The 13,939-nt window shown below is 44.7% G+C and carries 13 protein-coding genes; 5 read left to right on the top strand and 8 right to left on the bottom strand.

Annotated elements, in window-relative coordinates; genetic code table 11:
* Positions 1 to 285: 285 nt before the first annotated feature.
* The 3 genes from AB4232_RS10425 to aspA all read right to left on the bottom strand — a co-directional run bounded on the left by AB4232_RS10425 (position 286) and on the right by aspA (position 5,185).
* Positions 286 to 1,734, bottom strand: a complete 1,449-nt coding sequence (locus AB4232_RS10425) for a YfcC family protein (protein WP_372087064.1) — start codon at positions 1,732 to 1,734, stop codon at positions 286 to 288.
* A 510-nt stretch (positions 1,735 to 2,244) separates the two neighbouring features.
* On the bottom strand, positions 2,245 to 3,552 hold the full coding sequence (locus AB4232_RS10420; RefSeq protein ID WP_009844713.1) for an anaerobic C4-dicarboxylate transporter: 1,308 nt from the start codon (positions 3,550 to 3,552) through the stop codon (positions 2,245 to 2,247).
* A gap of 181 nt (positions 3,553 to 3,733) precedes the next feature.
* Positions 3,734 to 5,185, bottom strand: a complete 1,452-nt coding sequence (gene aspA, locus AB4232_RS10415) for an aspartate ammonia-lyase (RefSeq protein ID WP_009844714.1) — start codon at positions 5,183 to 5,185, stop codon at positions 3,734 to 3,736.
* A 284-nt stretch (positions 5,186 to 5,469) separates the two neighbouring features.
* Between aspA and AB4232_RS10410 the strand changes: the two genes are divergently transcribed.
* A complete protein-coding gene (locus tag AB4232_RS10410; protein ID WP_372087063.1) occupies positions 5,470 to 5,994 on the top strand; it encodes an FxsA family protein in 525 nt (174 codons plus the stop codon).
* 120 nt (positions 5,995 to 6,114) lie between these two features.
* On the opposite strand, the gene trmL is transcribed toward AB4232_RS10410, so the two are convergent.
* The 4 genes from trmL to AB4232_RS10390 all read right to left on the bottom strand — a co-directional run bounded on the left by trmL (position 6,115) and on the right by AB4232_RS10390 (position 9,434).
* Positions 6,115 to 6,594 (bottom strand): tRNA (uridine(34)/cytosine(34)/5-carboxymethylaminomethyluridine(34)-2'-O)-methyltransferase TrmL, encoded by a 480-nt coding sequence (gene trmL / locus AB4232_RS10405; RefSeq protein WP_009844716.1) that lies wholly within the window; start codon positions 6,592 to 6,594, stop codon positions 6,115 to 6,117.
* A gap of 77 nt (positions 6,595 to 6,671) precedes the next feature.
* Positions 6,672 to 7,289: a superoxide dismutase gene (locus tag AB4232_RS10400; protein WP_012604973.1), complete on the bottom strand. Its 618-nt coding sequence runs from the start codon at positions 7,287 to 7,289 to the stop codon at positions 6,672 to 6,674.
* Positions 7,290 to 7,365: 76 nt separating this feature from the next.
* A complete protein-coding gene (gene cpxA / locus AB4232_RS10395; RefSeq protein WP_012604972.1) occupies positions 7,366 to 8,745 on the bottom strand; it encodes an envelope stress sensor histidine kinase CpxA in 1,380 nt (459 codons plus the stop codon).
* A complete protein-coding gene (locus AB4232_RS10390; protein WP_017103634.1) occupies positions 8,745 to 9,434 on the bottom strand; it encodes a response regulator in 690 nt (229 codons plus the stop codon). Before AB4232_RS10390 ends, cpxA begins: the two co-directional genes overlap by 1 nt.
* A gap of 179 nt (positions 9,435 to 9,613) precedes the next feature.
* Between AB4232_RS10390 and AB4232_RS10385 the strand changes: the two genes are divergently transcribed.
* From AB4232_RS10385 to pfkA, 3 genes are all read left to right on the top strand, one after another.
* Positions 9,614 to 10,123 carry a CpxP family protein gene (locus AB4232_RS10385; RefSeq protein WP_012604971.1) on the top strand — a complete coding sequence of 170 codons (510 nt, stop codon included), beginning with the start codon at positions 9,614 to 9,616 and terminating at the stop codon, positions 10,121 to 10,123.
* Positions 10,124 to 10,286: 163 nt separating this feature from the next.
* Entirely contained in the window at positions 10,287 to 11,195 is a 909-nt protein-coding gene (gene fieF, locus AB4232_RS10380; protein ID WP_009848870.1) for a CDF family cation-efflux transporter FieF, read from the top strand.
* A gap of 316 nt (positions 11,196 to 11,511) precedes the next feature.
* A complete protein-coding gene (gene pfkA / locus AB4232_RS10375) occupies positions 11,512 to 12,474 on the top strand; it encodes a 6-phosphofructokinase (RefSeq protein WP_009848871.1) in 963 nt (320 codons plus the stop codon).
* A 150-nt stretch (positions 12,475 to 12,624) separates the two neighbouring features.
* On the opposite strand, the gene tpiA is transcribed toward pfkA, so the two are convergent.
* On the bottom strand, positions 12,625 to 13,395 hold the full coding sequence (tpiA, locus tag AB4232_RS10370) for a triose-phosphate isomerase (RefSeq protein ID WP_012604968.1): 771 nt from the start codon (positions 13,393 to 13,395) through the stop codon (positions 12,625 to 12,627).
* A gap of 249 nt (positions 13,396 to 13,644) precedes the next feature.
* Between tpiA and AB4232_RS10365 the strand changes: the two genes are divergently transcribed.
* On the top strand, positions 13,645 to 13,939 hold a 295-nt coding region (locus AB4232_RS10365; RefSeq protein WP_372087062.1), incomplete at its 3' end, for a 5-carboxymethyl-2-hydroxymuconate Delta-isomerase.

Below are 13,939 nucleotides of genomic sequence, written 5' to 3'. Positions count from 1 at the left end.
TTTAAATATAATTAACGTTAATAAATGACTAAATATTTTTATAAACATAATGGAGAGGAATGGATTGTTTTTTATTAGCCTTAACATCAATATTAAAACGTTGATTTACGCTTTGTCGAAGGTGTCCTTGGATTGTTTAAGGTTGGCTGATGAGGTTGGCTATAGAGAGGCTTTAAATAGAGTGTGTGCAGCTCGTGAGGTTGTTTTGGGGACTGGCTCTGAGGGCGATAGCAATAAAAAAGCCGCTAAGAAAGCGGCTTTGAACGAGAAGGTGGTGTGTAGGTTTTAGATAAGCGCACCAATACTTAGTACAACGATGCAGAACACCATCAAGATTCCGATTAATGGCATCACCCATTTAACCCAGCGCACGTAAGGGACACGAGCAATCGCCAAGCCGCCCATTACCACTGCAGAGGTTGGAGTGATTAAGTTGACCAAGCCAGATGCTGATTGGTAAGCGGTGATAACAAGGTCACGACCTACGCCAGCAAAATCGGCTAATGGCGCCATGATTGGCATAGTCAGCACTGCTAGACCAGAGGTCGAAGGTACTAAGAATGACAGTAGAATTTCTAAGAAGAACATCACGTTAATGAAGACAACTGAAGAAAGGCCAGTCACCATTTGTTCTGCTGAGAAAAGAATAGTGTCGGTGATCATACCGCGGTCCATTACGACTACGATACCACGTGCGATACCTATGATAAGCGCAACGCCCAGTAGGTCTCGAGCACCGTCAATGAAGCTAGTTGTGAACTCTTCCTCGCTCATGCGAGACACAATACCGACAATAATAGTCGCTGCTAAGAACATCGCGGAAATCTCTGCCATCCACCATCCAGCAACGGATACACCGTAAATCATGACAGCGAAAGAGCCACCAAAAATGGCCAGGATCAGTTTGCGAGTCGCGGTGAACTCCAGTTTTTCACCACTTGCGTTGCCAAGGAAGTGCGCTTTGTTCTCTTCGTATTTGTCGTAAACAATCGATGTTTTTGGATCGGCTTGTACCATTCTTGCGTAGCGCATGACGTAGGCGACACAGATACCCCAACCAATAATCAGCATTCCAATACGCAGCGCGATACCGTCGGTAAATGGAATACCAGAGGCGTTGGCAGCAATAACGGTCGCGAATGGGTTAATGGTAGAGCCTAGCACCCCAATGCCTGCGCCAAGCAATACCGTCGCAGCCGCAACTAGAGGGTCAAAGCGAGCGGCCATCATTACTGGTACTAGTAATGTATAGAATGGCAGTGATTCTTCCGCCATGCCGTAGACGGTACCACCAGCGGCAAACAGTGCCATCAGTATTGGTATCATCAACTCTTCTCGCCCTTCTAAGCGGGCGGTAACGCGCTCGATACCGGCATCAATGGCACCTGTTTTGGTTACTAGTCCTAAGAAGCCACCAATGATTAAGATGAACAGCGAAACGTCGATAGCCGCTGCTTCATAGCTATTGTGGTCGTAGAAGCCATCAATAGGCGCTAGCAGTACATCAATCACGCCTTGAGGGTTACCTTCTACCGCTTGATAGGTTCCGGTTACGGGTACTTCTCGGCCTAGCTCTTCATTCATTGCACGGTCGTATTGGCCTGCTGGAACAATCCAGGTAAGCAGCGCGACGAACGCAATCAGAATAAATAGAATGGTGTAGGCAGAAGGAAATTTAAAGTTGGCAAAGAAGCCGCCCTTTTTTTTCTCGCTTGGTATCGTTTGAGTTGTCATGGCTATCTCCTTACATCATCTTAAATAGAAGTGATGTGAATTAGCGACTAATGATTTATAGATTGTAAATACACGGACACTTATAAAGCACTCAACGATATAAAGTTGCTGACTTTAAATTAAGGTTGTTTTTATATTTACCAATCCAAATGAAGTTAGATTTAATTTAGCTGCGGTTATTTTATTCCTTACGTCAGTATTTAAGTTTGGTGCTGTTCACAAAAATAATGGCTAATGAAAGGGCTGAAAAATGGCAGAAAATTGGCAAGGTTTTTTGGTTAGTTAGCTTGGATTAATATTCGATGGGGATGACGGTAAATCAAAGGGAGATTGACTGGGTAGGCATTCCTAATTAATGGCCTGAATAATCCTGGAATTTTATTCAAACTTTATTTTTGGTTGGTTTTTGAATTTTATAACGGTTATTTGACGTGTATCAAATAACACATTGAGCAGAAAACAAAAAAGGAAGCCGAAGCTTCCTTTTTTAGTTTAGAACATTAGTGATTACTAGATGAATAGGCCGCCAAATGCGAAGCCGAGTGCAACCGCTGTACTGATTGTTACCACACCAGGAATGAAGAATGGGTGATTAAATACGTACTTACCAATACGCGTTGAGCCTGTGTCATCCATCTCAACCGCTGCCAGTAGCGTAGGGTAAGTTGGAAGTACGAACAGTGCACTTACTGCAGCAAAAGAAGCCACGGCTGTTAGTGGTGCTACGCCAATCGCTAGAGCTGCAGGCATTAGTGCAACTGTTGTTGCGCCTTGAGAGTAAAGCAGCATAGAAGCGAAGAACAAAACAAGAGCCAGCATCCATGGGTAGTCAGCCAGTAGAGCACCTGCTACGTCTTTGATCTCAGCAACGTGTGCGTTTACAAACGTTGAACCTAACCAAGCTACACCAAGTACACAAACACACGCTGTCATACCAGAGCGGAATGTTGGCGCTGAAGAAATCTTCGCAGCATCAATCTTAGTGAACATCACGATAGCCGCTGCTGCTGCTAGCATCACAGACATGATCGCTTCGTTACGACCAAGCGCTGGGTTTTCAATTAGGCCAACAGAGCTAGAGATAGCCGCTGCGTAGCAAACCACGAAACCAATCGCTGCTAGGAAGATGTACGTTGCTCTCTTCGCTGTTGGTAGAATTTCACGTTTCTCTTCTGTCGCCAGTTTGATTAGACCTTTCTCTAGACGTTCTTGGTAAACAGGATCGTCTTTCAGTTCGCTACCCATGTAGTTAGCAACAACCGCACCAACCATACAAGCGATGAAGGTTGTTGGGATACAAACCATCAATAGCGTTAGGTAATCAACACCAAAGGGTGCCAGCATTGCTGCGAAAGCGACAACGGCAGCCGAGATTGGCGAAGCTGTGATAGCAATTTGAGAGGCTACAACTGCGATAGACAGTGGACGAGAAGGACGAACACCTTGGCCTTTCGCTACTTCTGCGATTACAGGAAGCGTAGAGAATGCTGTGTGACCAGTACCGGCCATTAGTGTCATTACAAAGGTCACAATCGGCGCGTAAAAGGTGATGCGTTCAGGGTGTTTACGCAAAAAGTTTTCTGCAATTTGTACCAACCAGTCCATACCGCCCGCAACCTGCATAGCAGCAATTGCGGTGATAACCGACATGATGATCAAGATTACGTCGATCGGGATGAAAGACTGGCTTGTCGGAACGCCAAGAATCAGTGAAAGGGCAATAACACCAGCACCACCGGCAAAACCAATACCGATACCGCCAATTCTGGCCCCCAAAAAGATAAAGAGCAGGACGACAAATAGTTCTACTGCAATCATAAGTAACACCTCATTTTAGATTTTATTATGTGAACATTCGCCGCTGGAATGTTCACATAATAGTTCTATGGTTTAGATTCTATTTCGCAAAAGTGCAACCAATAGAAATCCACAAAATTAGCATGGTTAACCGTATTGGAGCCTAAAAAAGGGCTCCCTTTGGAGCCCTTTTTCGCTAACGTTATTCGTAGCGTTTTGCTTTATACTGAGGATGCATCAAATTTTCAACAGAGAAAATGTCATCAAGTTCTTCTTCGGTTAATAACCCGCGCTCTAGAACCACATCACGAACACTTTTACCTGTTTCTGCACAGATCTTACCAACAACATCACCCTCGTGGTGGCCAATGTATGGGTTTAGGTAAGTGACGATACCGATAGAGTTAAATACGTGAGATTCACACACTTCTTTGTTCACAGTAATGCCGTCTACACACTTGTCGCGTAGGTTCACACATGCGTTTGTTAGAATGTCTAGAGACTCAAACATGCTTTGTGCGATAACAGGTTCCATTACGTTCAGTTGAAGCTGACCGCCTTCTGCTGCGAAAGAAACCGTGTTGTCGTTACCTAGAACTTTAAAGCAAACTTGGTTTACTACTTCAGGCACTACTGGGTTTACTTTAGCTGGCATGATTGAAGAGCCTGCTTGCAGTTCAGGTAGGTTTAGTTCGTTAAAGCCAGTGCGTGGGCCTGAAGAAAGAAGACGTAAGTCGTTACAAATCTTAGACAGTTTAACCGCTAGGCGCTTAAGTGCACCGTGCGTCATTACGTATGCGCCACAGTCAGATGTTGCTTCGATAAGATCTTCAGCCGCTACACACTCTAAGCCCGTTACTTCTGCTAGGTGTTTCACTGCTAGGCCTTGGTAACCCGGTGCTGCGTTCAGACCAGTACCGATAGCCGTTGCGCCTAGGTTAACTTCAAGAAGAAGCTTTGAAGTGTATTCTAGGTTTTTGATTTCTTCGTTGATGGTTACAGCCCAAGCGTGGAACTCTTGGCCAACCGTCATTGGAACAGCATCTTGAAGTTGAGTACGGCCCATCTTCAGGATTGTGTTGAATTCTTGGCTCTTAAGCTCGAATGCACCTTTTAGGTATTCGATAGCGTCAATCAGTTTACGAACGCTGTTGTAAACTGATATACGGAAACCCGTAGGGTAAGCACAGTTAGTTGATTGGCTGCGGTTTACATGGTCATTCGGGTTGATGAACTCATATTGGCCTTTTTCTTTGCCCATAAGTTCAAGTGCCACGTTTGCCACAACTTCGTTAGCATTCATGTTTACAGAAGTACCAGCACCACCTTGGAATACATCCGATGGGAACTGATCCATGCACTTACCAGTGTCTAGAATGAGGTCACAAGCTTCGATGATGTATTTAGCTACTTCGCTTGGGATTACACCTAACTCTTTGTTTGCTAAAGCCGCTGCTTTCTTTGTCATCACCATACCGCGAACGAATTCAGGTACATCTGAGATCGTTACATTTGAGATGTTGAAGTTTTCAACTGCGCGTAGAGTGTGGATGCCGTAGTAAGCATCAGCCGGAACATGACGTTGACCTAGTAGATCTTCTTCGAGACGAGTAGCTTGAGGAGCTTCAACTTGAGCTTCTGATAGATTAGCCATAACAGGATCCTTAGAGAATTATTCTGATTATATAGTTAGTTATTAGCCTATTCTGTGTGCAAATACTCCGTTCGCTAGAATATTGGGCTGATAAATCCGTCCTGACTTATGTGGCACATGATACTGTACTTAGCGCATAAAAATATTAAGTTGATCACCTTTTTCGGTTTTGTTTCGTCAATATTTTGCAAAGTTATTCTCGGTCAATAAACACGCTTATTTACAGGATAAATTTGAGATTGATAGGGCTTTCAGCGTAAACTGGATGTAACAAAGGAGGGCGTGTGTTTCCTATCTTATTATTACTATTTATCTTCGTACCCATCATTGAGATTGGGCTATTTATTCAAGTTGGTGGCTTCTTAGGATTGTGGCCAACTATTGCGTTGGTTTTGATTACTGCACTTGTTGGTGCATCGCTTGTTCGTAGCCAAGGCATTCAAACACTTATGTCTGTGCAAGGTCGATTACAACAAGGCGAAATGCCAGCACAACAGATTCTTGAAGGCGTGATGCTTGCGGTTGCTGGTGTATTGCTGCTGACTCCTGGCTTTATGACGGACGCACTCGGTATGTTGGTATTGCTACCAGCACCAAGAGCGATGATTGCTAAGAAAATGATGGAAAAAATGGTGGTGACCAATATGTCTGGTGGTTTCCATGCGGGTGGACAGGCTGGTTTTGGTCAGAGCCCATTTGGACAAGACCCATTCAATCGCGACCCATCAGATCAATCAAAAGACGGCAACACCTTTGAGGGTGAATTTGAGAAGAAAGACGATGACAACGATCGTAACCGCTTAAACTAATCCGTTTTTTCTCTCTTCTTTATATAGAGGGAAAAACAGAAAAGGCTCTTACCTTTATCCTTCGCAAGAAAGTGATAATGGTAAGAGCCTTTTTTATTGCTAGCAGGGGTGAGCGTTCGGTTATACCGCGCCTTCAAAGCCCATTTGTCGCCACGCTTCGAATGCAATAATAGCAACCGCGTTAGATAGGTTGAGGCTACGCGCATCTGGCATCATTGGAATACGAATGCGTTGTTCCATTGGCATGCTTTCGATGAACTCTGCAGGCAGGCCACGTGTCTCAGGGCCAAACATCAACACATCACCTTGTTGGAATTTCGCATCCACGTGGTGACCTGTGGTCTTTGTCGTGCAAGCAAAGATGCGGAAGTCACCCTCGCGTTCATTCTCTAGATACTCAAGAAAGGCTTCTAGGTTCTTGTGACGCTTAACACGCGCTAGGTCGTGGTAATCCAAGCCAGCACGACGAACTTTCTTCTCTTCAAAATCAAAGCCAAGCGGCTCAATCAGGTGCAGGTTTGCGCCGCAGTTAGCACATAGGCGGATGATGTTACCCGTATTGGGCGCAATTTCAGGTTCGTATAGAGCGATATCAAACATGTTGGTTCACAAGAATAATCAAAGATAGCCAGAGTATACGGTGGCAAGCTGAGTGAGTACAGTTCACCACCATTGGCTTACGCTTTATTCGCGAGTGCTTGTGCGTAGTTTTCAGAAACCGCATTCCAATTCACCACGTTCCACCATGCATTGATGTAATCAGGGCGACGGTTTTGGTAGCTGATGTAGTAGGCGTGTTCCCAGACATCCAGTGCAAGAATCGGCTCACCGTTGCTGGCGATGGTATCCATCCACGGGTTGTCTTGGTTTGAGGTCGAGATGATTTTCAGTTGTCCTTCTTCTACTACCAACCAAGCAAAGCCTGAACCGAAGGTATTGATTGCCGCTTGAGCGAACTGATCTTGGAACGTCTCGAAATCTCCGAAAGTACTTTGGATCGCGTCGCCAAGTTTACCTGCTGGTTCACCCCCGCCATCTTGAGCCATGCAGTTCCAATATAAAATATGGTTGTAGTAACCGCCGCCATTGTTGCGAACGGCAGGGCTGTGCTGAGAGATGTTAGCGAAGATCTCGGTCAGAGATTGCTGCTCAAGTTCACTGCCAGAAATCGCCGCAACAAACTTATCGTAGTAGGTTCTATGGTGCTTGCTGTAGTGCACTTCCATCGTCTTAGCGTCAATGTAAGGTTCTAGGGCGTCGTAGGCGTAGGGTAGAGCAGGAAAAGAGTGTGACATGGTAAATCCTCCTTAATTAGAGGACTTACCATAATGATAATGGAAATCATTATCAACTGTGATCTTTGTAGGGGTATTACACTGGCAGGATAGGCAGGGTGATTTTGAGTTGTAATCCACCGAGCTGGCTACGGCTTGCAGTGATGGTTCCGCTGTGTTGACGAATCGCACTCTCTGTAATGGTTAGGCCAAGCCCTGTGCCGCCAGAGTTACGATCTCGCGCCGTTGAAACTCGGTAGAAAGGTCTAAAGATAGAATCCAGTTCGTCATCAGGCACACCATCGCCATTATCATTGACGCAAATCGTCAGCCGATCTTGGACAACATCGAATTGCACATCGACTTGGTCTTTACCGTAGTAGATAGCATTGCGCGTAATATTGTCCAAGGCACTCATCAGTAGCTTAGGGTTACCCGAAATAGAACGGTCTGGGATCTCTGAAAACGTCAGTAATTTACCCATCTGTTCAGCTTCAAATTCTGCATCTTTTAAAATCTCTTCCCATAAGCTCGAAATAGGCTGAACCTCACGAGTAATATGGCTGTCGACCTGCATGCGTGATAGCGTCAGTAGCTCACTGATCATTTGCTCTAATCGCTGAGCTTCCATATCAATACGTTCTAACTCTTGGCTCTCACCCTGTTTACGAATCGCAAGAGCATTGGCCATGCGAAGGCGGGTCAATGGCGATCGTAGCTCGTGTGAGATATCTGAAAGTAGGCGTTGTTGCCCCGAAATCATCTGATTAACCGCTTCGACCATCTGGTTAAAGCTCTCACCCGCTTGTCTGAATTCTGAGGTGCCTTTTTCGAGTGTGGGATCGACCTCAAACTGACCTTTCGCCACACGTTGTGCTGCGCGTTCAAGCCTACGAGCAGGTTGGCTCAATGCCCAAGCTAACCATAATAGCAGTGGGGTACTTGCTAGCATTACCGCAAGCAATAACTGTAAAGGTCTATCAAATAAGCGCAGCAAAAATGGAGGAGGTTGGTTCCATTTTACTCCGGCATACATCAGTAATTCTTCTCCAGCGAGTGTGATAGGGACTGGCCCTGCTACCATGTAATGTCCGTATAACTTTTGCTTGGGTAATTCAGGGTTATCTATCGAGGTAACAAAATTACGAATCGCTTTAAGTTTGTAATTTGAGTGTCTTTTCGATGTAAGGACCGCGCCTTCAAGGTCGGTTAGGTAAATACGAGCACGAGAATCCTTGCGGCTACGCGGTGCCTCAAGTTGGAACACTATTTTTCCCAGGTTAGATTCTTTGGCGTAGCGCTTTTCTGTGAATTTAGCGATACGTTCGAGTTTATCGAGATGATCGGCAGGTACATCGCGCGCCACTCGCGGGTCTAAATGGGGAAGTGACAGTACCGACAAAAGCACCAGTAACATGGTGAACCAAAAGATAGCAAAGATACGTCCATATAAGCTGGTGATTTTAGGTATACGCATTAATCTTCCTCTACCAATAAGTAGCCACGGCCTCGTAATGTCTTGATGCGAGATTTACCGTCACTGCGTTCTGGGATTTTTTTACGTAGGTTGGATATGTGCATGTCTATCGCACGGTCAAATGCTGCAAGCCTTTTGCCCAGCACATCCAAACTCAACGCTTCCTTGGTGATCACTTGCCCTGGGTTCTGGATTAGGTGACTCAGCAAAGCGAACTCGGTGGTGGTAAGATCGATAAGCTGGCCATTACAATAAGCTTCTTGCTTGCCGGGGAACACTTCAATGTCTTGATATTGAACCTTATCACTGGTTGCTTTAGGTGCGGTGTTGATCTGCGTTCTACGTAAGATGGCACGAATACGAGCGAGCAGCTCTCGGTCACTGAAAGGCTTTGGCAAGTAATCATCTGCGCCAAGCTCAAGGCCAATAACACGGTCGATCTCTTCACCTTTAGCTGTCAGCATCAGTACTGGCGTTTCCCAATTTTCTCTTAGTTTCTTTAGCGTTTCCATACCGTTAAGGCGCGGCATCATCACGTCCAAAAGAATCAAATCTATCTCATCATTGATAGCTTCCAACCCCGCATAGCCGTCATTGGCTTCGGAAACAGTGAATCCCTCAAAGCTCAGTATGTCTTTAAGTAAGCCGGTTAGCTCGGTGTCGTCATCAATAAGAAGAATGTTCGCCATTGGGAAGCCTTAATCAGTTGTTTATAGGTTAATAATACTGCTAATTATTCGTCAACTTTCACTCTTTACGATTCTTTACGCTTTCTAAACGTCGCTTTACGAGGGAAAGACTAATCTATATCTAAGCGCTGAAAACAAACGCAACACATGACTGATTATACCGAATTGAGGCAAAAATTATGAAAATGACTAAGAAACTTGTACTAGTAGCTGCGGCACTTCCACTTATGTTAGGTACAGCAAGCGCGTTCGCATATGGCGGTGGCGATAAAGGTGACCACAAAGGCATGCACGGCAAGTGTGGCGGCTTTGACAAAAAAGTGATGCGTCAACTGGATCTGACGGATGCTCAAAAAGCAGAGCTAAAAGAGATGCGTGAAGCGAACCGTGCAGAGATGAAAGCAAAACATTCAGGTAATAAAGCGGACAAGATGGCGCAGATGAAAGCGCACCACGAGAAAGTTCAAGATTTAGTTCTAGCCGATACCTTTGATGAAGCGGCGGCAAACGACCTAGCAAGCCAAATGGTAGAGAAGCAAACAGAGCGTCGTTTAACCATGCTGAAGAAGCAACATCAAATGATGAGCGTACTAACACCTGAACAGAAGACTCAACTGAAAGAAATCCAGCAAGATCGCATGGCTAAATGTGCGGACAAAATGGAAAAACGCATGAACAAAGATAAGTAATTCATGGTTTGAAAAAACTGGATTGATTGAAAGTGTTTAGAAAGAAGCGGCCTAGTGCCGCTTTTTTTGATCTTTAAAATGAATGTATTAGATCCTAGCTGTCATATTCAATCGGTGTTTTGCGGGTTATACTTTGTGCTATCAGTCACTTTATAGCCAATTTATGAAACAAGAATACGCACGTTTAGTTACGCTCGCCGCTTGGGCTGCCACCATCATTGCCTCCATATTATTGGTTGTGAAGGTTGCAGCGTGGTGGGTGACAGGCTCAGTCAGTTTATTAGCTTCTGTTGTTGACTCACTGTTGGATATCGCCGCTTCTGTCGTCAACCTTGTGGTGGTTCGTTACTCTCTGCAGCCCGCCGACAAAGAGCACACCTTTGGTCATGGCAAGGCCGAATCTCTTGCTGCATTAGCACAAGCGATGTTTATTTCTGGTTCAGCTTGTTTCCTTATTCTTAACGGTATTGAACGTTTCTTCCGACCGCATGAGCTGAACTCTCCTGAAATTGGTATTTATGTCAGCTTGTTCGCAATGGTCATGACCTTCGGTTTGGTTCGATTCCAAAAGCATGTTGTGAGCAAAACGGGTAGCCAAGCAATTGCGGCTGACTCACTGCATTATCAATCTGACCTCTATATGAATGCGGCGATTATGCTGGCGCTAGCACTGAGCTGGTTTGGTATCGGTCAAGCAGACTCGGTATTCGCGATTGGTATCGGCATCTACATTCTTTACAGTGCTTACCAAATGGCGATGGAAGCGGTGCAATCTCTACTTGATCACAAGTTACCCGATGAAGAGCTCAAGCAAATTAAAGAGGCATCGTTGAGTGTGGAAGGGGTACTGGGTGTACATCAACTAAGAACGCGCCGTTCTGGGCCTGTTCGTTTCATTCAATTGCATTTAGAACTCGAAGATAATATCCCACTGATTGAAGCACACCGCATTTCTGACGAAGTAGAGGACAAGCTTATTTCAGTGTTCCCTGATGCTGATGTATTAATTCATCAAGATCCATATTCGGTCGTATTTGGCCCAGAGAAGCAGCAGAAATTTCACTCATGGTAATGCGTCTAAAAATTAGGCAGCAAATGGCAAGTGAATGGCTTTTGAACTAAAGTGAGTAAAAATTGCTAACTCAAAGGTGATTCAAAAATCACCTTAGTAACAATTAATGTTGATTCTGATGTGAATCAACAAAGTTATTGAGTAAAACTGTAATACTCTTACAGAAGTAGAAATGTTACATAATTTTACGTGATTTAAGTGCTATTCCTGTTGAGGAAATGTAACATAACGTACAAATATAGATTTAAAATCTTGTTGATATACAATCAGCAAGAACAAGAATTGAATAATAGATTCCCAAAAATCGAGGGTGAGCATGATTAAGAAGATCGGTGTTTTGACCAGTGGTGGTGACGCTCCAGGCATGAACGCAGCAGTTCGCGGTGTAGTTCGTACTGCGCTATCAGTTGGCATTGAAGTTTACGGCATTTACGACGGCTACCAAGGCCTTGTGGAAGACCGTATCGAAAAGCTTGACCGTTCAAGCGTATCTGACGTGATCAACCGTGGTGGTACTTTCTTAGGTTCTGCACGTTTCCCTGAGTTCAAAGACGTTGCTGTTCGTGAGAAAGGCATCGAGAACCTTAAGAAGCACGGTATCGAAGCACTTGTTGTTATCGGTGGTGACGGTTCTTACATGGGTGCTAAGAAACTGACTGAGATGGGTTACCCATGTATCGGTCTTCCTGGCACAATCGACAATGATATCGCGGGTACTGATTACACTATCGGTTACCTAACTGCGCTTAACACTGTTATCGATTCAATCGACCGTCTACGTGATACGTCTTCTTCTCACCAACGTATTTCTATTGTTGAAATCATGGGCCGTCACTGTGGTGACCTTACGCTTATGTCAGCAATCGCGGGTGGTTGTGAGTACATCATTACACCTGAGACTGGCCTAGATAAAGATCAGCTAATCAGCAATATTCAAGATGGTATTGCGAAAGGCAAGAAGCACGCAATTATCGCTCTAACTGAGCTAATGATGGACGCGAACGAATTGGCTAAAGAGATTGAAACGGCAACAGGTCGTGAGACTCGCGCAACCGTTCTTGGTCACATTCAACGTGGTGGTCGTCCTACTGCATTTGACCGTGTTTTAGCTTCTCGTATGGGCAACTACGCCGTTCACCTTCTTCAAGAAGGTCAAGGTGGTCGTTGTGTTGGTATCGAGAAAGAAGCTCTTGTTCACCACGATATCATCGACTGTATCGAGAACATGCAGAACCCAGACCGTTCTGAGTTGTTCCGCGTTGCAGAAGAGTTATTCTAAGCCAAGCTTAGCGTTCGCTTAAAAAATATTAAAAACCGCTGATTGTTCAGCGGTTTTTTTGTGCCTGTCGTTTGAGTTTTCACAAACGGCAGGCACAAAAAAGGCCAACCTAAGTTGACCTTTCATCTAATCTAAACGGTGAAGTTTAAATTAAGCTTTTGCTTCAGCTGCTGCTTTAGCGATAGCTGCGAAGCTTTTCGCGTCAAGTGCTGCGCCGCCAACTAGAGCACCGTCGATGTCTGGTTGTGCGAAGTAAGCTGCTGCGTTTTCTGGCTTAACAGAACCGCCGTATTGGATAACAACTTTCTTAGCAACGTCTTCAGATTTCTCTGCGATGTGTGCACGGATTTGAGCGTGGATGCGCTGTGCATCTTCAGCTGTAGCTGCTTTACCAGTACCGATAGCCCAGATTGGTTCGTAAGCGATGATAGCGCCTTCAAGAGCTTCAACACCTTGAGTGTTGATAACAGCGTCAAGTTGACGAGCACATACAGCAACAGTTTCGCCTGCTTCGTTTTGTGCTTCAGATTCACCGATACAAAGAACTGGAGTTAGGCCGTTCTCTTTTAGGAATGCGAATTTCTTAGCAACGAATTCGTCAGACTCAGCGTGGTATTCACGACGCTCAGAGTGACCGATGATGATGTGAGATGCGCCGAACTCTTTAAGCATTGCTGGAGACATGTCGCCAGTGAATGCACCGCTGTTGTTTAGGTCAGAGTTTTGAGCACCTAGGATGATAGCGCTGCCCGCTTCAGTAAGCGTACGCTCAGCAAGATCAACGAAAAGTGCTGGTGGAGCAACTGCTACGTCTACGCCTGTTACGCCTTCAAGTTCAGCGTTAAGACCGTTTAGTAGATCAACAACCATTTCTTTGCTGCCGTTTAGTTTCCAGTTACCCATAACTACAGGATGACGCATAGGAATATCTCCAAAGTATTTAAATAAATCGAATGTAAAAAAGTAAACTTTATTACGAAATAATATAACAGAATAATATCAACAGATCATGACTGTGGTCATGACTTTCTTGGATCTTACTCAATGGTCAGAGTAGATTTTGAGCAAATATCAGTGATCCGGCAGACAGAATAATAGCTAACTTCTCGGATTTTTCATCGTTAGTTGCTATTAAGGGACAAACGATTGCGTTAACAATAGGAAGTAATAATGCCGAATCTAGTTCTAGAGTACTCAAATTCAGTGGATGAGCGAGTGAATATCCAAGGTTTACTGGAAGACCTTCATCAAGTTACATTAAACTGTGGTTTGTTTGATGTACCTTCTGTGAAGTCTCGTTCACTACGCTGTCATAACTGGTTGGTCGGTGATGAAGAGGACAATGTAGATTTTGTTCATATTAGCTTCGAGTTACTTTCTGGACGTACTGAAGAACAGAAAAGAGAATTGTCGCGTTTGTTAATGCAAACCTTACAAGAACAGGCAAGCCATATCCGTAGCCTAA

The organism is Vibrio sp. 10N.286.46.A8 (assembly GCF_041470165.1).
Classification (GTDB): domain Bacteria; phylum Pseudomonadota; class Gammaproteobacteria; order Enterobacterales; family Vibrionaceae; genus Vibrio; species Vibrio tasmaniensis_A.
The sequence above is the reverse complement of the archived record's forward strand: the minus strand, read 5'-3'. Positions and strand labels throughout refer to the sequence as shown.